Source organism: Pseudomonas germanica (assembly GCF_019614655.1).
GTDB lineage: Bacteria > Pseudomonadota > Gammaproteobacteria > Pseudomonadales > Pseudomonadaceae > Aquipseudomonas > Aquipseudomonas neuropathica.
This window is the reverse complement of record NZ_CP071586.1, coordinates 2,550,997-2,567,895: the sequence shown is the minus strand read 5'-3', so window position 1 is coordinate 2,567,895 and position 16,899 is coordinate 2,550,997. Positions and strand designations below refer to the sequence as shown.

The window sequence follows — 16,899 nt, the reverse complement described above, 5'->3', positions numbered from 1 at the left end:
ACCTCCCGAAGGCCGCTCTGGCTGCGGTGATTTTAAAACGCTGGCGAAATATCGAAGTAGTAATCCTTCCCTTCTTCGAAATGCTCGGCGCGGTCGGCGGCCACATTCACGGTGTATTCACCGTATGGCGTGTACTTGCCATAGATCGCGTCTTCTTCCGCTGGATTGGCCGACCACACAGCACCAAAGTGCAGACGGGTCAGTGATTCCGTCGAGCCCTGAACAGGCCCTTTGGAGCGAAGAGTCATTTTGCAGCGGGTGATGCGGGTCATCGGTAGATCCTCGAACGTCGATTGAGCAGGAGGGTCTTTCCGGTCTTTCGCCTGCATTTGGGCAATAAAAAACCCGGCGCGGTGGCCGGGTTTCGTTTGTCACTCCTCGATACGCGCAGGAATGACAGGATGGGATTAATTTCGCTCATTCGCTCACTGATGTCAACAGGCAATCACGCAGCTTGTTCGATCAGCAAACCTTCCCCTCCGAGAATGTCGGCGGCGTGTGCCAGAGCCTCATTGACCAGGTCGTCGGCAGCTTTGCCGATATCCTGACGCCACCGGCGGCGAGTCGACTCCGGAGTGCCGTCGTTGTCCCAGGTGTTCATGTCGTAGAAGCTGTCCTTGAGCACGATCATGTCGGCGGATCGGGAGCTGTCACGCTTCACCTTCGCTTGACCGGCAGCCAGCGCAGCCTTCACCACAGCCTCACGGCGCCACTCTGGCGCATCGATCGGGATCTCGACGGACACGGAGGTCGCCACCTTGGGCCGCGCACCTTTCAGCTGCGGGATAGCCCAGGCAGTGGTCGCCTTGAACAGGAACAGCTTCGGCGCCGGCGTGTTGATCAGGGTTTGCAGCGCCGCAATAGCTTGAACCTTGCGTGCTTTATGCGTGCTGTACTTCGCCATCAGCGCATCCCAGTGCTTCTGCTCGAGCGCGGTGTGCAGACGGGCGGAAACCCAGCAGTCCACTTCCCGGCGATCCATTCCGTCGGCGCCGCGCGAGCGAACCAGTGTCGCCAGATCGCCGCCCTCGTCCTCATCGGCAGGGTTGTACAGCTTCTGCCACGCCTGCTTGCTGGTGTTGTCGATCGCCTCAGCCGCGAGGGCCGAGACAACTGCGTTCAGAACACTTGGATAGATCATGCTGCAGCCCTCTTCAGTTCGCGGGTCTTGGCTCGGTATTCGGCCTTGATGGTTTTGATTTCTTCGACGGTGGTCATGCTCGGCGCCTCCCGTTGTGGGTAATCTTGGCCGCGAACAGCGCATCGAAATCCGACTTTCCTGCCGCCTTTCTAGCCCTTATCGTTCTGCCGCTGACCAAGACTCTGGGATCCCGAGCCCACTGCTCTGCGGTAAGTCTTTTTCCCTCAAACTCCACCAGGTCGAGCCCGCTACGAAGTGCATGACTTTCAGGAGTGACGCCTCGCTTTACATTGCATCCACGACAAAGAATTCGGAGATTGGCGCGGGCATTGTTCTGCCGGTTTTCGTCTATGTGGTCGACGTGACAGGTGAGCCAGGTCTCATGCTTCCCGCACAGTTCGCAATCACGGCCGCCCGGACCGACATCGGCCCACATGACATGGCGATGTTCGAAGACGTAACCACCTTTGTCCGCAAGTGGATGACCAGGCTCGTACACTCGGACATAGCCGTTTGGCGTGATTACCCTTTGCTGGCGGCTTGTTGGAAGTTTTTCTGTAGTGCCGTTCCGCATTAGGCGGAAGTAGTGCATCTGGCAAAGCTGGACGGCCTTGTACATGGCGCCACGGCCGCAATTCTCTACGCTGCATTGCATTGGGTTCGCGCCTCCAGCCTTTTGCATTTTTTGGTAAAGATGGACTTGAGCCTTTTGAGGTAGTCGATCTCATGACGAACCAAGCTCTGGTTGCGCTCCAGCCATTCCACCTTGTCCGCGCCGATCTTCTCGACCAAGCGAGGTCGGTAAACCATGATGTTTCCGCTCAGATGCGCATTGCACTGGGAGCAGGACTTGTTCATGTTCCAGAGGTTGAAGCGGAGATGCGCGGCGGCGCCCACGCTGCGAAAGTGCGAGCAATGCCATTGGCCGCCCCAACTCGCCGGCTTGTCGCAGCTGATGCAGCCCAGATGAGCGTCCCGCAACCGCACGTAGCGATTGATGACCGTCTGGGCCTCCTTGGCGTGATCCGCCCTGCTCTTCAGCTTCTCCTTGCGTACCTGAATCTCGCGGCGGTCGCGCTGGGCAATGGCCTTGCGGGCTTTGTCCTGATTCTTCGGCGCATCGATCAATGCGCACGCCGGGCTGCAAACTGCCTGCCCCATCCGCGATGGGACGAATGAGGCCCTGCATGTAGCGACACGGCATTTCTTCGGCCTGGGCTGCTTCCGTTCAATCGTCATGCAGCCTCCTGGCTCAGCAGGTCATCGAAGTACACGCCCTGCGGAGCGAACCGCGCGACGATGCGGTCGGTGTACGCCACGCCCTGGGCGCGGTTGAACAGGCTGGTCACTGGGAAACCGTCCGGGCCGAACAGATGGCAGCCGCCCATCATTGCCAGCTTCGTCTCGTACGGGAGGTGACGCATGACGCGGTACCACTCAGCCTGAAACCCGGCATCCTCGTTCAGCAGGATCTGCACGCCTACGTGCAGCTTGCAGTACCGGCGGGCGTCTGCCTCATCGCCGATCTGGGTCATCTCGGCGATGCGCTTGTACATCGCGAACCACAGCCGGTTTTGGTCGAGCGTGCGGTCCTTACCCGGGCGCAGCGACACCACGACGAACCTCTTGTCGCGAAACATGGCGCTGAGTTTGGTTATGGCCTCGGAAAGCTTGGCTTGGCAGTTGACGCTGATCTTGTCGGTCATGACCGCCCATCCTTGCCCATGGTTGACAGGATGTCGTGCAAATACCCTGTCGCCACACTTGGCTGCTTTCCTGCGGAATCACACAGCTTCTGCACGAAATCGGCAGCGTTCCGCAGGCGCTCAGCATCCTTGCGCAGCGCCTCGACCTGCTCCATTGCATACGGGATGCACTGCCCGTGCTCAGGGCACTCGAACATGTTCAGAAAGCGATCACGGTCAGCAATGATCTTGTCGTCCAGCGCGACTTCTTCGCGCAGCGCCTCGTTCTCGGTCTTGAGTTGGTCGATAAGACTGAAATCGGGCTTCTCGCCAAGCGGCGGCTTCCAAAGCTCTGCACCATTATCCGTATAGCGGAGGTGGCCCAATGTTCTCGCAGCAGACTGCAAGCGCTCGTTCTCGGCCAGCAACTCCAACGCCACCTCCTCCACGGTCTTCTCCCCGAGGAATTCCTGCAACGCCTCGGTATTGCGCTTCCAGTCTGCACAATCGGTGCGGTACGACGCCGCCTCGGCCCACAGCAGCTTCTGGAGTTTTGTTTTGTCGATGGTCATCGAGCCTCACTCCTTGCTTCCAATTGTTCGGCCTGCTGGATAAGCAGCGCACGGCGATCCGCCAGCTCATTGGCCGCCAGAATTCGCAGTTCTGTTTTTTCCTCTGCCGATGCTTGGCGCATGGCGAGCATCGAATCCTTCACCGCGGCGAGCTTCTCGCGCAGTTTTGGCGAAGGCCGCGCTGCATCACCGGTCAGCAGCGCAACGACGGCACGGCCGTCTTCGGTAACCGGCGCGACACTCAAGTCGGCCAAGTACAGCTGCCCGCGTTCATTTGGGATCCGTTGCATCTGCACCGCCTTGGTGATCGCCTGGGTGCGGCGGTTAGCGTCGAATCCGACCGACACGTGCCAATTGACATTTTTGTTGTCCTCCCGAGCCTGCCCCACCAAGCGCTCGTAAGCGCTGTTGAACGCCATGCGCGCACCGACCTTGTCGCCGGCGTCGAGGACAGGCTTTGCCGCAGCCAAGGCGAGCTGGATTTCGTCGGTCAGAACCACGGTTTCGAACTCGTCGTTCGTCGTCATGGCGATTGCCCATGCTTCGTCCTTGCCCGGGCGACCATCTGCAACCTGAACTCGCTGGAGAATGTCAGCCATTGCCAACTTGCCTTTCACTTCGAAGCGGCAAGCCTTCAAAGCGGCCTTCACCAACTGAACCGGGTAAGCACAGAGATCTTCAGCCATGATCGCCGCGGTACCTGGGTTCATTTCCTGACCCATGGCCTCGGCGGTGGCGCAGATCGCTGCAGCGAGCCCGGCAACCTGCTGGTCGTTCATTTCAAAGGTACTCATTGCGCTCTCCCGCTTGGCGCTTGGCCAAGACCATTTGCGCGGCCTGCTCGGCGGCGGAGACGTTCGCCTCGGTACGCTCCATCTGGCGAGCGGTCGTCCCGTTGATGCGCTGACCAGTCACCCACTGGGTGTGGTAGCTCTCGGCGTTGGCCAATAGTTCGTTGAGGCTGTGGCACTTGCGTAGGACGGCGGCATCGCTGGTTTTCAGGTAGTGCGCAGCGACGTGGTGGGCAACATCGGCGCCGAGGCGGTCGACCAGTTGGCCGAGCTGGCCACCGACCTTGGCGTTCCACACCGGCCAAGTGCTGTAGCGCTTGCGGTAGGCCATGGCGTAGTTCGCCCAGACCTTGAAGGTTTTGCAGGACTGGTCTTTCGGGCCTGGCATGTCAGCGGGAATCTCAACCCGTGGCGCATCGGTGCGATCAACCACCAGAACCAGATTGCGGGCCGGCTTGTCCGGGCTGCCTTGCAAGTCCTGACTGGTATCCTGATTGGTACCCTGATGATTGGTATCCTGATTTGTCGGAGATTTTTCCGACCCTTGTTCGGATTTTTCTCCGACCTTGCTCGGATTTTTTTCCGAGGTTGATCGGATTTTTTTCCGACCCTCGTTCTTTGGTGGGGTCGGATATTTTTCCGACCCGTCGAGCTTCTGGTTCCACTCGATTGCCTTCTCGGTCAGGCGGAACAGAGTGATGTTCGAAGTGCTGGAAAGCTCAATCAAACCGGCTTCTTCCAGAGCCTTCAGCATGCGGTAGGCAGTGTCTGGCTTATCAGTGAGCAGCGGCAGCTCCTCGATGATCTTGGCCTTGCTCAGCGCGAAGAAGATCCCGTCGTCAGTCTTGATTGGCTTGGTCCAGCTCGGGCAGCCGTAGACGAAGGCGAACAGCAGGGCCTGCTGAGAGTTCAGCCCCCACTCCAACGCCTTCACCTGATTGATCGTGACGGTGAATTGCATATCAGGCCTTCCCGACCAGTTTGGCCAGTTCGAGGAAGCGATCGACGTACCAGTGAGGCTGCGTCTCGCGTGGGGATTGGGGGCTGGTGAGGTTCTTGCCGTACTTGAGGCCCTTATCAGTCACGGACCAGAAGTCGACCATCTCGTGTTTGGAGTTCTTGCGCTGGAGCTGCTTGAGGAATCCTTGGTCAGCCAGCGCACGATTGAAAGCAGCCGGCGCGCAGCGGATGCCGCCGTCCTTCAGCAGCGCTGTAGCTGACTTCGTCGGCATCGAAGATCCGCCAGCTGCATCAGGCGCAGCATCGACGGCATACCCGGGCAGGAACTTGGCATCAAGTCCGTTGTTGGCAGCGATCTTTGCCAGCATCATCATCTTGCTTGACGGTGCCGGTTTCAGGAGGCGATCGAAGCACTCCAGAATGGCGAGCTCGCCGACAATCTTTGAGTTGTTGGCGGGAAGAGCGGCTTGTGCTGCGACAACACGCTCGAGCTCTTGCCAGCGATCCACAAGCTTCGATGTGAACTCCGGCGAGAGCTGAGCGACGATTACGTAGCTGTCACGCTCGCAGATGTTGTAGATACGGGTGGCGCGCGCGCGACCAAGTTTGTCCCTGGACCATTCATCCTCAGATTGAGGATGGACCAACCCGCTAGCGGCCAAGTCCTCAATGGTGCGCTTTACGTTGTCGTGGCGCTTGCCGGTGACATTCGCGATTTCGCGAGAAGACATCGTGCTGCGCGACACGTTTCCAGAATTTGAAAAAAGTGTCGCGACACTCTTGGGGGTATTGATGGTATTGGGTGAACTGTGCATAATCAGCTCCAGAACGTTGTAGAAAACGCAGTTGAAAAAGCCGGGATCGCACCCCGGCTTTTTTGTGCCTGCGATTTGGGGTCTCTCATTGCGGATCCTCAATAGTCCCTTGGGGGCTAATTAGCCCTTGCGTCCTAGCGACCTGACATTGCTCCTACTCGGAGACGTCCTGGTCATTCGGTCGAGAGCCGTATTGATGATTCGCGCTGCCAGCTGCTGGGGCGTGATGCCTTCCGACTCGGCCAGCAAGGCCAGATCGTTTACACCCTTCCCATCCAGCTGGATTTCCAGCTCTTTTGTTTCAGGCACGGGGCCTCCTCGGCGACTTCAGGCCACATCGGTCTTTGCGTTAAGCTCTTCCATCATCTGGTTCAGGCCGCGCTCAAGAATTTCTCGAGCAAGGACAGCTTTCTGTGTGCGCTGGAAACGAGCCATCGCGGTGAGTAGGTCGTCAGCAGCTTCGTCGAGACGAACCTTCGTTGGCCTGTCGTGCATGTGGCTTGGATCAAAGTGCATGTGCAGCTCCTTGGTTACGGATAAATGGTTAAGCAGCGGATTTCTTTGGGTGCGCCTCGACGAGCAGCCAGGCGGGATCGAATGGCTTGCCTTTTTTGGCAGCCAGATCGGCAATCTTTTTGGCGTATTCGGTTTCGCCGGTGTACTCGGTGCGCGGCAGAGCGTCGGCTTCCAGCCACTTGTAGATAGCGCGCGGGGTCTTGCCGCAAGCCAGGGCTACGGACGGAACACCACCAGCGTCATCAATCGATTTCTTGAGCGGCCGCATAAGGCCTCCGAGTTAAATATGAACTTGCGGTACATATTATGTCGGAACTGAAAGTACATGCAAGCGCATGCAACCATGTACCCATGGTTCAAATAGAAGATTTACGCTTTGCGTTCATCGCCCGCCTTAAGAAGGCGCTGGCGGCAAAAGACATTCCTGAGTGGGGCGCTGGCGCTCGCCTGGCGAAAATGGCCGGCGTCACGCCGAAAGCCACCAGCAAATGGTTGAACGGAGAGTCGATGCCGGGCGGAGCAAAAATGCTCGCCGTGGCAAATGCTCTCGGTGTTCGCGTCGAGTGGCTTGAGTACGGGCGTGGAGAAATGGTCGAAAGCTCGGGCCCAGTGACTGCTGAGGATGCAGGCATCCCTCCCCGCGGCTTCGAACTGCAGGATGATCCCAGCTACACCGGCGTTCTCCAGCTTACCGCCCAAGGTTCAACCGGCACCGGTGAAGAAAACACTCACGTCGAGATTCGCGGCGTTATGGCGTTCAAATCATCCTGGCTGCGCGCAAACAATCTCAGCCAGCGATATCTCGACGTCATCTACGCGAAAGGCAACAGCATGGAGCCGACGATCAACGACGGTGATGTGATGTTGGTGGACGGGTCGAAAATCGAACCGAAGGACGGTCAGATTTTCGCAATGCAAAGCATGACGAAGGGCACGATCGTAAAGCGCCTGGTGAAGTCAGACATCGAAGGCTGGATCATCCGGAGCGATAACCCAGACAAGGCGCGATACGGTGATGAGGCTCTCCGGGATGGGGAGATAAACGAGGTTCGCATCATCGGGCGCGTAGTGTGGCGCGGCGGGATGATCTAAGAGTCAGCAGCATCAAGCCCAGCCCTCAGCTGGGCTTTTTTACGCCTGCCTCACGGCTGCCTGATGTCGATGCCGGATGCATAGTCATCGGCGCGAGCCTGAGCAAAGGTGTTGCACGCTATGACCCCCTTCATCGCCCGCGCCGTATCCCAGCCATCCATGTATAGCTTCACCACAGCTGTCCTCCGGAGTTGTGGCATTTCCTTCACCTTCCCCTCAAGGCGCAGCCACTTTACGAAGTCGCCTTCATTCAGCCCATTTTTGAAATCAGAACAACCTGATAGCCAAACTTGCCGGGCATCATAGGAAGCGTCCTCTGCGTCGTAAGGCGCTTTTAGAGCCTCTGTTTCGCCGTAGGCTGAGCCATACACCGTCAAAAGTCCCAGCAACCCTGCTGCAATCCGTTTTCTCACAACCCACCCTCCTCTATTTGATCGCCAGTTTAGCGCCTCGCGCCTGACCCGGATCGCCGAAATGTGTACCGGCGGTAAAAATATGTACTTTTGGTACTTGACCTATGTGAACCATTGGTACATATTTCACCCATCGCAGCGACACAGCCACTGCGAAGGGCCTCAACAGACCCGCCGCTCTTTAACAACCAGCGCCATGAACGACTACCCGGCCAGTCCGGTTAGGTCACTCCCGGCTCCATCGGTGGGAGGTCAGTAAACCGATGAACAAAACCGCACTTGCCTCTACCGGCGACCGGCGATCCGACAGGCCCGAAAGCCTGCCCACGCGCAGCCCACTGCGACGGCGGACGAGGTGTTGACCGAACTGAGTGAATGACCTGGTAAGCGGGTGCGGAGAAAGACCACAGATTTACTGATGCCGCTTCGATGAGGCGGCATTGGAAATCAACGGGAGTCACAAAATGCTCAACATCAATGAAGCTGAACTGAAGAAATCCATCGTGTCGAACGTCGCCGATCAGTTGCTGCGGGAGGATGAAGATCTCTCCGAGATGGTGGCGAAAGAGGTGAAAAAGCGCATCGACAAAATCTTTGATGAGCGCGTTACCTCGCAGATCCAGATGGCGATCGACGAAACCATCAATGGCTCGTTCGAGCGTGAATATCGCCGCGTGAATCAGTGGGGCGATCAGGAGGGGCCATCTACCACGCTACGCAAGGAACTGGAGAAAACGGTAACCGCCTACTGGAACGGCAAGGTAAACCCCGGGGATGGCAAGCCAGCATCTAGCGATTACAACTCAGTCACCCGGGCTCAGTGGCTTATGACCAAGATCTGCGCCGAAGACTTCAGCAAGCAAATGCAGCAAAGCGTGGCGAACGTAACCGGCGCCCTGAAAGACGGCTTGCGCAATCAGCTTGCCAATCAAATGGACCACATGCTGAACGACCTTTTCAAAATCAAAAGCCTGCAAGACCAGGGAAAGGTCGAAAAACCGTACTGAGCGATTTCACTGGCTGGCCTTGGCGACAGGGCCAGACGGGAAATCAACCGAGGGCAAGATTATGGAAGTTGTGTTTCTCGCAGATAGCGCTTCAGTCGAAGCGTGGAAGCTGGACAAGATTCGGGTAGTTGTTGAGGTCGAGCCGCAAGCGCTGCTCGAAGATCTCGATGTCGAGGACCGAATCAAAGGTCTCGACGAACGCGAAGTGATCACCGCGATGGGAATTAATAAGACGCTCAGCCTGCTCGACGAAGCGGAGCTGGCGGATTGGATCAAGAGTAGCGACATCGACACTATCGGTCTTCTCAACGCAATTGGCGAAGAGTCCATTTACGAATGGATCAACTCGCAGGAGTGACAACCAGCGCCACGACAGCCTGTCGTTAACTGCCCGATCCTCTCTATGAGAGCGCATCGGACTGCTCTCCACCTTTCACGGCAGGCTTGAGATTGTTCAAGAACCTCCACCGGAAGCCTGAGAGCAGTCCGATGCGGACGAAACTGCGGCCTATAACCGCCCACCTGCATCACCGCAACACGCAGATGAATGCCCGGGCTGACGGGCAAGTGTAAGACCTGAGGGATCGCGGGAATCGTGGCCGGTAGAGTGAGTAAGCGCCCAGATGGCCACGGCGAGTCCAAGAATAAGCGGCTGAAACCTTCGCCCCGGTGAAACTCCGGTGTCACTAAGGCCGCTAATAGTCATGCCGGGTTCAGCTCCGGCCATCTGCCCCACCCTTCCCGACATCACCCGAATGCACTCCCCTCCGCGCCCAACGGCAACCAGCGGAGCGGATGAGTGCATTGCGAGTTTTGTTGGATCAACCACATGGAGCAAATCATGGCCGAGCAACGAGCGCCGTATCCACGGTCGGCAGACAACGCTGATCAGATGAACCTGCCCGAGGGCAAGACCTGCGGCGACTGCGTCCACTGCAAGCGCTGCACCGCGATGTTCGGCCACATCCCTGCGGATGAGTCGTGCGACTGGAGCCCTTCGCGCTTTCGTGAGGCTGTTCTGGTCGAAGTGTCCGCCTAACCCCAAACACTGGAGGTCGCCATGAGCGATACCAACCGCATTCGTATGGCCCATGAAATTTTCGACGCAAGCATGCTCAACGGAAACTTTCTGGGCGGTTTCAATTCGCGCGTTCATGGTGTTGAGCGAAATTCAGCGGCAGATGGTTATGCACGCTTTGAGCGTGGTCAGGGGTGGGATAAAGCGGACGAGATGGTTCGTGCGGGAAAGATCTACTTCATCCATCCCTTCCCGCACGGTCGGTGCAAGCAAACTGGTTTTGTGTACGGCGGCACCTGGGCATGCAACACCTGCCGCACTGATGGGTTTCAGAAGCCTTGGTGGGCTATTCGGGTGATGAAGGACGGCAACGCATGGTGCGTGGTCGGCGAAGGGTTCGAAGATATTCAGTCTTCAGACAATTACGCGTATGGCGACACCCGCGAAGAAGCTCTTACCGCTTACGCCGAACTGATGAATCAGAAAGCCGCCGCATAAACATCCGCCGATCTGGAGGCAACCATGAACGCAGCACTGAAGATTTGTCAGGCCATGCACGACGCGCAGTTGCCTCCGATGGTGAGCGAGAGCGCGCAGGAATTGGCTCGGGCTGAGTGGCTGTACGAAGCCACCGAACAACTGGTCAGGTTTCGGACGGACGTGAAGTTCCAGCGCCGGCTGCGACCAGCTCAGGGCGTCACCGTGGCCCAATTCGCCCTTGCAGTGGACGAGCATGTGAATGGTCGGCTGGCGGGCTGCGAGGTCAACACCCCTGCGCTGGGTTGGCTGCTGGTCACGACTGATGACAAGCCAGACAAGACAGCAGTCGCCGAACTTCTGGGGCGAAGTGACCACCCACTGGGCAAGCTCGGCGAAATCGCGGAGGGCCTACTTCGCCCCCTTGTCGAGGATGCGCTGATCGCCCAGGCCGAGGACAACGAGCTATGAGCAATCAGGTAGCACTGGCCCGGCTGGGCCTTGAGATCGCGAAGATGCGCAAGTCCTGCACCCCGGTGCCGGATCGCACCTTCGTCATGGGCATGATCGAAATGGCGGAGTTCGCCGAGATCATCGACACCCGCACTGCCAATCGTTATCGGGATGCGCTGGACGCCAAGTTCGTCGAGCGCAACGCGCATCTGAAAGGAGTTTCGGCATGACAACCCCTCCCATGAAAACGCTGGTCGATGAGCAGCTCGACGACATCGAGCGGCGCATTGCGATTCTCGGCTTCGGCCTGCCCTTCAACGAAGTCATCGGCCGTAAGCGCGAGGATCTGGTCGAAAGCCTCCCGCAGCGCCTGTCGGTAACCATGAAAGGCGGACGAATCGCTGTGAGGGCTCGGCCATGAACCTTGTCTACTGGTTTCTCGTTGTGATCCTGATCGCCGGTGCAGGCGCCTACGGCGTGGTTCGCGACGGCTCGGGCACTTGCCAGGTGCCGCGTTCCACCACCTACAACGTGTTCCGATGACCAGCCTTCAGCGTGCACGCCGCATTCTGATTCGGCGCGGATCGTTTCGAGTTCTCTCGATTTACACCTTCCTGATGCTGCTCAGCGCCCTCGCCGATCGCATCACCTCCTGACTTTCAAATTCAAGCGCTGCGCACGTCGCGGCAAGGATTTCCCATGTCCGCAGTAATGAAACAGGCTGACCATCTGCCAGCCATTTCCGAGGAAGCGCTCGTCGAAGTGCTGAGCGGAAGCCTGTATCCAGGCGCGGCGCACAATTCTGTAGTGATGGTGCTGGCCTACTGCAAGGCGGCTCAGCTCGACCCGATGCTCAAGCCGGTGCACATCGTTCCCATCTACCAAAAAGGCCGCGGGATGGTCGACACGGTCATGCCCGGTATCGGCCTTTACCGCATCCAGGCTGCGCGTACGGGGCAGTACGCGGGAATCAGCGATCCCGAATATGGTCCGCCGATTACCGCAAAGCTGGGCGGCGTAGAGGTCACGTATCCGGAGTGGTGCCGGGTGACCGTCAAACGGCAGATGTCGAACGGCCTTGTCGCCGAGTTCACCGCTAACGAGCGCTGGCTGGAGAACTACGCAACGGCCAGTAAGGACACAGTCGCGCCGAACTCGATGTGGAAGCGCCGCGCTTTCGCACAGCTCGCCAAGTGCGCCGAGGCCCAAGCGCTGCGCAAGGCCTTTCCAGAGGTTGGATCGGCTCCGACCGCTGACGAGATGGAAGGAAAAATCTTCGATGAAGCGCCGCGCGATGTAAGTCCGCAGCGGCAGCAAGAGCCTGAGCCAGAAGCCCTCCCACCCTACTCCGATGATCTTCTGAAAGAGAATATCGAAAAATGGCGGCCGCTCATCGACGCAGGCAGGACCAACCCTGAACACATCATCGCCAACGTCAGTAGCAAATACACGCTACGCGACGACCAGATCGAAACCATCCATAACCTGAAAGCCATCGACGGAGACACAGCATGAAAATTCACAACGTAGCTCAAGGCTCCGCCGAATGGCACGCACTGCGCGCTCAGCACTTCACCGCCTCCGAGGCGCCCGCAATGATGGGCGCTTCGAAATACCAGACCCGCACCGACCTACTGACCATGAAGAAAACCGGCATTGCGCCGGAGGTCACTCAGGCGCAGCAGTACATCTTCGACAGAGGCCATGCAACTGAAGCGCTTGCCCGGCCACTGGTTGAAGTGATGATCGGCGAGGAGCTTTATCCAGTCGTAGGTACCGACGGCAATCTGCTCGCCTCCATGGACGGCGCGACGATGCTGGGCGAGACCCTCTTCGAGCACAAGCTTTGGAGCGAATCATTGGTCGCCCAGGTGAAGGCCGGCGAACTGGATCCGCATTACTACTGGCAGCTTGAGCAGCAACTGCTGGTGAGCGGCGCCGAGCGCGTGATTTTCGTTTGCTCCGACGGAACTGCCGAAAACTTCGTGCACATGGAATACCGACCTGTCGCCGGCCGCGCCGCGCAGCTGGTCGAAGGCTGGAAACAGTTCGAGGCCGACTTGGCCAACTTCAAAATGGCAGAGGCTCCGTCGATTATCGTCGGCAAGGCCCCTGACGAGCTGCCAGCGCTACGCATCGAACTGACCGGCATGGTTACAGCGAGCAACCTGAAAGTGTTTGAGGAATCGGCACTGGCTGTCATTGACTCTGTGAAAACCACGCTGCAGACCGACCAAGACTTTGCTGACGCCAAGAAGGCGGTCAAGTGGTGCGGTGATGTCGAAGAAGCAGTTGCGGCTGCGAAGAAGCAGGCGCTATCTCAAACCCAAAGCATCGACGAGCTGTTCTCGTCTCTTGATCGAATCAGCGCACACGCTCGCGAGACGCGTTTGAAGGTCGACAAGCTTGTGAAGGCTCAAGAGCTGCTGGTGAAGACCAGCATCAAGCAGAAGGCTGAGCAGGCGCTGGCGGATCACGTTGCGGCCATCAATAAGACGCTGGGCCGGGTGACGCTGCCAGCGGTCGCTTCCGATTTCGCCGGCGCGATGAAGAATAAGCGCACGATCGCCAGCCTGCAGGATGCCGTTGACACCGAGCTGGCTCGAGCAAAAATCGCCGCGAGCCAGTCAGCAGATGCGATTCGCTTGAATTTGACCAGCTTGGCCGAGCTCGCGCCCGACCATGCATTCTTGTTCAACGATATTCAGCAACTCGTCCTCAAGGCCAACGATGACTTGGTCGCGCTGATCAAGGTGCGCATTTCTGAACATCAGAAGGCCGAGGAGCAGAAAGCCGAAGCCCAGCGCGAGCAGATCCGTCAGGAGGAGCTGAAGCGAATCGAAGACGAGGCGAAAGCCAAGGCGCCGGTCGAACAGGTTCCAATTGCCAGCCCGGCACCAGTGAAAGCTGCGGCGCCGGTTCAGTCAGCCTCGAAACCATCGACTTCAACCGCGGCGCCGCTGAACCTGCAGGCCGAAGTGTTCGATCTGGAGTCGCTGATCAAAGCTGTCGCATACGGCCAAGCCCCTATTTCGGTGCTGACTGTTGACTGGGAAGCGCTCGACGCGATGGTCGCCGCTCAAGGCTCCAAGTTCAGCATGGCCGGCGTGAAGTTGGTCAAGGTGGCGGCATGATCAGCAACCACCTCAACCTCGTTGAGCAGCACCGGCCAGATGCCGAATCGATCTCTGAACGAATCGCGCAATACCTGGCCGCCGGCGGGCGGATAGATCAACTGAAGAGCCCGCCGCGCAATCCGCTGCCACCGCCCCGCTCGAAAAAAATAGACCCTGAAACGGTCCTCAAGCGGCGGCCGAAGCCGATATCGGCCGCTGACCGCAAGGCTCTGCGCAAAATGGCGGACTCGATATGAAGTCGAAACGCAAACCCAACAACGGTTTCGCACGGGCAGAACGTAGTTGCCGGGCGCTGCTGCGCACCAACCACGTCGCGGTGGTGAACATCGACCCCAGCGGTAGCCAGATCATGGCGAACTGGAAGAGTTGCCGGCAGATCCGGAGTCTGGCAATCGCCAACGCGATCTTCGATTTCTCCTACCGCTGGACGATCTACATCGCCGCCATGTGTCGAGACGAGCGCGGCGCCGAGTACATCAAGTCGGTCGAGATCTCGCCAGAAGGTATGTACAAGGTCGAGCGTCTGACCGACGCCATCGAGCATTACTACCTGGAGCTGCGCAACAGCGCGAACCCGACCCATCTGGTCGCATCGGGCTGGATCGCCATTCCGGATGAAGTTTCGATGGATGAAGCCGAAGCCGCGAAACTGTTCTACGCCGCCGGCGCCTGGCATCAGGTGAAGGTCGCAGCGTGAGACGTTCCAGACCCCAACAACGCAAACGACAGACCTGGCTGGACTTGCCGGCCAGCGGAATTGAAGAGGTAGGCCATGGCCGAAGTAACGGAGCCGACGAAGGAAGCGATCAAGCAGAAGAAAAAGCGCGAGAAGGCTGCAGCAAAGGACGCTGCATTGGGCGTGGAGAAGTTTACGGTTGAGGTAGCCGGGGTGTTCAAGCCTGACCTTAAGGCAGTCATGAAGGCCCACGGCATCAACAACCAGCAGGACATTCACCAGCGGCTTCTGATCAACCTGATTGCCGCCGACTTCGAAACGCAGGCAACGATGTTACGCGGTGTCAAGACACCTATCGTCGTTACCGAAAAGGTGTCGAGACTTATTGAGGCTGCCGGAAGGAAATCACTCGCTGAAGATCCTCCAGAACCTGAAGACGAAATCGACATTCCAAAATAACCCCTACCCACGCTGCGCATCCGGTCACGGAGGGCGGCGCCTGACTGGAGATAATCCATGGACAACAAGCCGACTGATGCGCAGCTAGGCCTGCTCTGGCACACACTGGGCCTGCGTCCAGATTGCCGCGAAAGTCGCCACGTATACCGGAACCGTTTCCTTGCAGGATCTGGTCACAGTGATGTTCCAGATTTGGAAGCTCTTGTGTCTCTCGGCTTGATGAGGAGTCGCAAACCACCGGCGTTCTGCGACCAGAGCGAAATCCTCTACTTCGCGACCGAAGAGGGCGAGCGATTCGCCATCGCCGCAATGCCGCCTGCACCACCGCCACCCAAGCGTACCAAGTTCGATGCCTATCTCGACGAGTGCGAGTGCTATGACGGCTTCGCTCACTTCCTTGGCATCAACATGCCGCAATATCAGCAGCGTGGCGATTGGGGGAACTACGAATACCGGATGGTTCGGTACCCCCGAGGAAGCGCGTACCGCCAGTATCGGCGCCATTACAGCTTCTCGCGTTGGTCGCCCTATGAGGAGCTCGAAGTTGCCGGTGATTGGGCTCCGACAATGAAAGAAGCGAAGGCGAGCTACAAGACCGCGCTCAAGCAGTACCGCGTTAAACCAAAGTATCCCGCCAACGACTTCGAGCGCGCCTACACCGCCTGATCCTGCTCCATGCCGGGCCGAACACAAATACCCCACTTCTACGAATCACGCCAGCCGGCGAGGACCCCCTATGCCTAATCACAACATCGTCAGCATGAGCGGCGGTAAAGACAGCACGGCTACGCTGCTGGTCGCCCGCGAGCTGGAGGTGCCAAATCTCAGCGCTGTAGTGGCTGACACCGGGCATGAGCATCCAGAGACGTACGACTACATCCACTACCTGGCTGAAGCCACTGGTGTACCCATCCGGTGGGTGAAGGCAGACTTCTCCAGGCAGATCGCCGGCAAGCGCAAATTCATCGAAACCAAATGGCGCGAAAAGGGAGTGGCGGAATCCGTGGTGCTGCGCGCTCTGGAAGTACTGCACCCAACCAGCAACCCCTTCCTGGACTTGTGCCTGTGGAAAGGCCGATTTCCCAGCACCAAAGCCCGCTTTTGCACTGATGAGCTGAAGCGCAACCCAATCATCGAGCAGGTCTACCTGCCGCTCATGGACGGCGAGAACATGCTGCTGTCATGGCAGGGCGTACGGGCCGATGAATCGCCGGCCCGAAAGTACCTACCAGAGTGCGATGAGGTTGGAGGCGGACTCTTCAACTACCGGCCCATCTTGAAGTGGACGGTGGATTCGGTCTTTGAGGCTCACCGGGCTGCCGGCATCAAACCGAACCCGCTGTACTTACAAGGCTGCAATCGCGTTGGCTGCATGCCCTGCATCATGTGTGCGAAAGACGAGCTCCGGCAGATTGCGGCCAGGTGGCCAGAGGAAGTTGACCGGGTGCGCGAGTGGGAGCGACTGGTGAGCATTGCCAGCAAACGTGGAGCGGCCACTTTCTTCGCCACCGTGACCGACCCCACCGTGAGATCGGATGACAAGGTGAGCGCCGTAACGCACGGCATTGACCGGATCGTCGATTGGAGCAACACCGCGCGCGGCGGGCGCCAGTTCGACATGGTCGACCTGATTGCGCGCACGGACGACAGTCACAAGTGCTCATCAGCCTATGGGCTTTGCGAGTGA

At 58.4% G+C, this 16,899-nt stretch carries 28 protein-coding genes; 16 read left to right on the top strand and 12 right to left on the bottom strand.

The window, feature by feature from the left end:
- Positions 1-32 precede the first annotated feature (32 nt).
- From J0G10_RS11385 to J0G10_RS11335, 11 genes are all read right to left on the bottom strand, one after another.
- Positions 33-272 carry a hypothetical protein gene (locus J0G10_RS11385; RefSeq protein WP_220558457.1) on the bottom strand — a complete coding sequence of 80 codons (240 nt, stop codon included), beginning with the start codon at positions 270-272 and terminating at the stop codon, positions 33-35.
- Positions 273-445: 173 nt separating this feature from the next.
- Entirely contained in the window at positions 446-1,141 is a 696-nt protein-coding gene (locus tag J0G10_RS11380) for a hypothetical protein (protein WP_220558456.1), read from the bottom strand.
- Positions 1,142-1,214: 73 nt separating this feature from the next.
- Complete coding sequence (locus J0G10_RS11375) at positions 1,215-1,760, bottom strand: HNH endonuclease signature motif containing protein (RefSeq protein WP_220558455.1); 546 nt, start codon at positions 1,758-1,760, stop codon at positions 1,215-1,217.
- A gap of 20 nt (positions 1,761-1,780) precedes the next feature.
- The gene (locus tag J0G10_RS11370; protein WP_220558454.1) at positions 1,781-2,380 is read right to left on the bottom strand and encodes a recombination protein NinG; all 600 of its coding nucleotides are present in this window, start codon (positions 2,378-2,380) and stop codon (positions 1,781-1,783) included.
- Entirely contained in the window at positions 2,377-2,847 is a 471-nt protein-coding gene (locus J0G10_RS11365) for a hypothetical protein (protein WP_220558453.1), read from the bottom strand. Before J0G10_RS11365 ends, J0G10_RS11370 begins: the two co-directional genes overlap by 4 nt.
- On the bottom strand, positions 2,844-3,398 hold the full coding sequence (locus tag J0G10_RS11360; RefSeq protein WP_220558452.1) for a hypothetical protein: 555 nt from the start codon (positions 3,396-3,398) through the stop codon (positions 2,844-2,846). The genes J0G10_RS11365 and J0G10_RS11360 overlap by 4 nt, the downstream gene beginning before the upstream one ends.
- The gene (locus J0G10_RS11355) at positions 3,395-4,192 is read right to left on the bottom strand and encodes a hypothetical protein (protein WP_220558451.1); all 798 of its coding nucleotides are present in this window, start codon (positions 4,190-4,192) and stop codon (positions 3,395-3,397) included. The genes J0G10_RS11360 and J0G10_RS11355 overlap by 4 nt, the downstream gene beginning before the upstream one ends.
- On the bottom strand, positions 4,179-5,150 hold the full coding sequence (locus J0G10_RS11350) for an SIR2 family protein (RefSeq protein WP_220558450.1): 972 nt from the start codon (positions 5,148-5,150) through the stop codon (positions 4,179-4,181). The genes J0G10_RS11355 and J0G10_RS11350 overlap by 14 nt, the downstream gene beginning before the upstream one ends.
- Position 5,151: 1 nt before the next feature.
- On the bottom strand, positions 5,152-5,964 hold the full coding sequence (locus J0G10_RS11345; protein WP_220558449.1) for a Rha family transcriptional regulator: 813 nt from the start codon (positions 5,962-5,964) through the stop codon (positions 5,152-5,154).
- 327 nt (positions 5,965-6,291) lie between these two features.
- The gene (locus J0G10_RS11340; RefSeq protein ID WP_220558448.1) at positions 6,292-6,480 is read right to left on the bottom strand and encodes a hypothetical protein; all 189 of its coding nucleotides are present in this window, start codon (positions 6,478-6,480) and stop codon (positions 6,292-6,294) included.
- Positions 6,481-6,508: 28 nt separating this feature from the next.
- On the bottom strand, positions 6,509-6,748 hold the full coding sequence (locus J0G10_RS11335; protein ID WP_220558447.1) for a helix-turn-helix domain-containing protein: 240 nt from the start codon (positions 6,746-6,748) through the stop codon (positions 6,509-6,511).
- An 83-nt stretch (positions 6,749-6,831) separates the two neighbouring features.
- On the opposite strand from J0G10_RS11335, the gene J0G10_RS11330 reads away from it, so the two are divergent.
- The gene (locus J0G10_RS11330) at positions 6,832-7,572 is read left to right on the top strand and encodes a LexA family transcriptional regulator (protein WP_220558848.1); all 741 of its coding nucleotides are present in this window, start codon (positions 6,832-6,834) and stop codon (positions 7,570-7,572) included.
- A 50-nt stretch (positions 7,573-7,622) separates the two neighbouring features.
- On the opposite strand, the gene J0G10_RS11325 is transcribed toward J0G10_RS11330, so the two are convergent.
- Positions 7,623-7,985, bottom strand: coding sequence for a hypothetical protein (locus J0G10_RS11325; protein ID WP_220558446.1), 363 nt, complete (start codon positions 7,983-7,985; stop codon positions 7,623-7,625).
- 464 nt (positions 7,986-8,449) lie between these two features.
- Here J0G10_RS11325 and J0G10_RS11320 point away from each other — a divergent pair, with 464 nt between their 5' ends.
- From J0G10_RS11320 to J0G10_RS11255, 15 genes are all read left to right on the top strand, one after another.
- Complete coding sequence (locus tag J0G10_RS11320; protein ID WP_180698942.1) at positions 8,450-8,992, top strand: hypothetical protein; 543 nt, start codon at positions 8,450-8,452, stop codon at positions 8,990-8,992.
- Positions 8,993-9,053: 61 nt separating this feature from the next.
- Complete coding sequence (locus tag J0G10_RS11315) at positions 9,054-9,350, top strand: hypothetical protein (RefSeq protein ID WP_220558445.1); 297 nt, start codon at positions 9,054-9,056, stop codon at positions 9,348-9,350.
- Between the two features lie 483 nt (positions 9,351-9,833).
- Positions 9,834-10,031 (top strand): hypothetical protein, encoded by a 198-nt coding sequence (locus J0G10_RS11310; RefSeq protein ID WP_245398036.1) that lies wholly within the window; start codon positions 9,834-9,836, stop codon positions 10,029-10,031.
- Between the two features lie 21 nt (positions 10,032-10,052).
- Positions 10,053-10,508, top strand: coding sequence for a hypothetical protein (locus tag J0G10_RS11305; RefSeq protein WP_220558444.1), 456 nt, complete (start codon positions 10,053-10,055; stop codon positions 10,506-10,508).
- A 24-nt stretch (positions 10,509-10,532) separates the two neighbouring features.
- A complete protein-coding gene (locus J0G10_RS11300) occupies positions 10,533-10,958 on the top strand; it encodes a hypothetical protein (protein ID WP_220558443.1) in 426 nt (141 codons plus the stop codon).
- Positions 10,955-11,170 (top strand): hypothetical protein, encoded by a 216-nt coding sequence (locus J0G10_RS11295; RefSeq protein ID WP_220558442.1) that lies wholly within the window; start codon positions 10,955-10,957, stop codon positions 11,168-11,170. Before J0G10_RS11300 ends, J0G10_RS11295 begins: the two co-directional genes overlap by 4 nt.
- Complete coding sequence (locus J0G10_RS11290) at positions 11,167-11,361, top strand: hypothetical protein (RefSeq protein WP_220558441.1); 195 nt, start codon at positions 11,167-11,169, stop codon at positions 11,359-11,361. The genes J0G10_RS11295 and J0G10_RS11290 overlap by 4 nt, the downstream gene beginning before the upstream one ends.
- Entirely contained in the window at positions 11,358-11,483 is a 126-nt protein-coding gene (locus tag J0G10_RS30135) for a hypothetical protein (RefSeq protein WP_281062954.1), read from the top strand. The genes J0G10_RS11290 and J0G10_RS30135 overlap by 4 nt, the downstream gene beginning before the upstream one ends.
- A 168-nt stretch (positions 11,484-11,651) precedes the next feature.
- Positions 11,652-12,455 carry a phage recombination protein Bet gene (gene bet, locus J0G10_RS11285; protein WP_220558846.1) on the top strand — a complete coding sequence of 268 codons (804 nt, stop codon included), beginning with the start codon at positions 11,652-11,654 and terminating at the stop codon, positions 12,453-12,455.
- Positions 12,452-14,074 (top strand): YqaJ viral recombinase family protein, encoded by a 1,623-nt coding sequence (locus J0G10_RS11280; RefSeq protein WP_220558440.1) that lies wholly within the window; start codon positions 12,452-12,454, stop codon positions 14,072-14,074. Before bet ends, J0G10_RS11280 begins: the two co-directional genes overlap by 4 nt.
- Positions 14,071-14,313, top strand: coding sequence for a hypothetical protein (locus tag J0G10_RS11275; protein ID WP_158829450.1), 243 nt, complete (start codon positions 14,071-14,073; stop codon positions 14,311-14,313). Before J0G10_RS11280 ends, J0G10_RS11275 begins: the two co-directional genes overlap by 4 nt.
- Positions 14,310-14,774, top strand: a complete 465-nt coding sequence (locus J0G10_RS11270; protein ID WP_220558439.1) for a hypothetical protein — start codon at positions 14,310-14,312, stop codon at positions 14,772-14,774. The genes J0G10_RS11275 and J0G10_RS11270 overlap by 4 nt, the downstream gene beginning before the upstream one ends.
- A gap of 75 nt (positions 14,775-14,849) precedes the next feature.
- Positions 14,850-15,212, top strand: coding sequence for a hypothetical protein (locus J0G10_RS11265; protein WP_220558438.1), 363 nt, complete (start codon positions 14,850-14,852; stop codon positions 15,210-15,212).
- Between the two features lie 57 nt (positions 15,213-15,269).
- Positions 15,270-15,878 carry a hypothetical protein gene (locus J0G10_RS11260; protein ID WP_220558437.1) on the top strand — a complete coding sequence of 203 codons (609 nt, stop codon included), beginning with the start codon at positions 15,270-15,272 and terminating at the stop codon, positions 15,876-15,878.
- 70 nt (positions 15,879-15,948) lie between these two features.
- Positions 15,949-16,899: a phosphoadenosine phosphosulfate reductase domain-containing protein gene (locus tag J0G10_RS11255; RefSeq protein WP_220558436.1), complete on the top strand. Its 951-nt coding sequence runs from the start codon at positions 15,949-15,951 to the stop codon at positions 16,897-16,899.

Bases quoted from the DNA above. Each gene is read 5' to 3' on its own strand.
- J0G10_RS11385 (WP_220558457.1), bottom strand. From the start codon at position 272: ATGACCCGCATCACCCGCTGCAAAATGACTCTTCGCTCCAAAGGGCCT.
- J0G10_RS11380 (WP_220558456.1), bottom strand. From the start codon at position 1,141: ATGATCTATCCAAGTGTTCTGAACGCAGTTGTCTCGGCCCTCGCGGCT.
- J0G10_RS11375 (WP_220558455.1), bottom strand. From the start codon at position 1,760: ATGTACAAGGCCGTCCAGCTTTGCCAGATGCACTACTTCCGCCTAATG.
- J0G10_RS11370 (WP_220558454.1), bottom strand. From the start codon at position 2,380: ATGACGATTGAACGGAAGCAGCCCAGGCCGAAGAAATGCCGTGTCGCT.
- J0G10_RS11365 (WP_220558453.1), bottom strand. From the start codon at position 2,847: ATGACCGACAAGATCAGCGTCAACTGCCAAGCCAAGCTTTCCGAGGCC.
- J0G10_RS11360 (WP_220558452.1), bottom strand. From the start codon at position 3,398: ATGACCATCGACAAAACAAAACTCCAGAAGCTGCTGTGGGCCGAGGCG.
- J0G10_RS11355 (WP_220558451.1), bottom strand. From the start codon at position 4,192: ATGAGTACCTTTGAAATGAACGACCAGCAGGTTGCCGGGCTCGCTGCA.
- J0G10_RS11350 (WP_220558450.1), bottom strand. From the start codon at position 5,150: ATGCAATTCACCGTCACGATCAATCAGGTGAAGGCGTTGGAGTGGGGG.
- J0G10_RS11345 (WP_220558449.1), bottom strand. From the start codon at position 5,964: ATGCACAGTTCACCCAATACCATCAATACCCCCAAGAGTGTCGCGACA.
- J0G10_RS11340 (WP_220558448.1), bottom strand. From the start codon at position 6,480: ATGCACTTTGATCCAAGCCACATGCACGACAGGCCAACGAAGGTTCGT.
- J0G10_RS11335 (WP_220558447.1), bottom strand. From the start codon at position 6,748: ATGCGGCCGCTCAAGAAATCGATTGATGACGCTGGTGGTGTTCCGTCC.
- J0G10_RS11330 (WP_220558848.1), top strand. From the start codon at position 6,832: ATGGTTCAAATAGAAGATTTACGCTTTGCGTTCATCGCCCGCCTTAAG.
- J0G10_RS11320 (WP_180698942.1), top strand. From the start codon at position 8,450: ATGCTCAACATCAATGAAGCTGAACTGAAGAAATCCATCGTGTCGAAC.
- J0G10_RS11315 (WP_220558445.1), top strand. From the start codon at position 9,054: ATGGAAGTTGTGTTTCTCGCAGATAGCGCTTCAGTCGAAGCGTGGAAG.
- J0G10_RS11310 (WP_245398036.1), top strand. From the start codon at position 9,834: ATGGCCGAGCAACGAGCGCCGTATCCACGGTCGGCAGACAACGCTGAT.
- J0G10_RS11305 (WP_220558444.1), top strand. From the start codon at position 10,053: ATGAGCGATACCAACCGCATTCGTATGGCCCATGAAATTTTCGACGCA.
- J0G10_RS11300 (WP_220558443.1), top strand. From the start codon at position 10,533: ATGAACGCAGCACTGAAGATTTGTCAGGCCATGCACGACGCGCAGTTG.
- J0G10_RS11295 (WP_220558442.1), top strand. From the start codon at position 10,955: ATGAGCAATCAGGTAGCACTGGCCCGGCTGGGCCTTGAGATCGCGAAG.
- J0G10_RS11290 (WP_220558441.1), top strand. From the start codon at position 11,167: ATGACAACCCCTCCCATGAAAACGCTGGTCGATGAGCAGCTCGACGAC.
- J0G10_RS30135 (WP_281062954.1), top strand. From the start codon at position 11,358: ATGAACCTTGTCTACTGGTTTCTCGTTGTGATCCTGATCGCCGGTGCA.
- bet (WP_220558846.1), top strand. From the start codon at position 11,652: ATGAAACAGGCTGACCATCTGCCAGCCATTTCCGAGGAAGCGCTCGTC.
- J0G10_RS11280 (WP_220558440.1), top strand. From the start codon at position 12,452: ATGAAAATTCACAACGTAGCTCAAGGCTCCGCCGAATGGCACGCACTG.
- J0G10_RS11275 (WP_158829450.1), top strand. From the start codon at position 14,071: ATGATCAGCAACCACCTCAACCTCGTTGAGCAGCACCGGCCAGATGCC.
- J0G10_RS11270 (WP_220558439.1), top strand. From the start codon at position 14,310: ATGAAGTCGAAACGCAAACCCAACAACGGTTTCGCACGGGCAGAACGT.
- J0G10_RS11265 (WP_220558438.1), top strand. From the start codon at position 14,850: ATGGCCGAAGTAACGGAGCCGACGAAGGAAGCGATCAAGCAGAAGAAA.
- J0G10_RS11260 (WP_220558437.1), top strand. From the start codon at position 15,270: ATGGACAACAAGCCGACTGATGCGCAGCTAGGCCTGCTCTGGCACACA.
- J0G10_RS11255 (WP_220558436.1), top strand. From the start codon at position 15,949: ATGCCTAATCACAACATCGTCAGCATGAGCGGCGGTAAAGACAGCACG.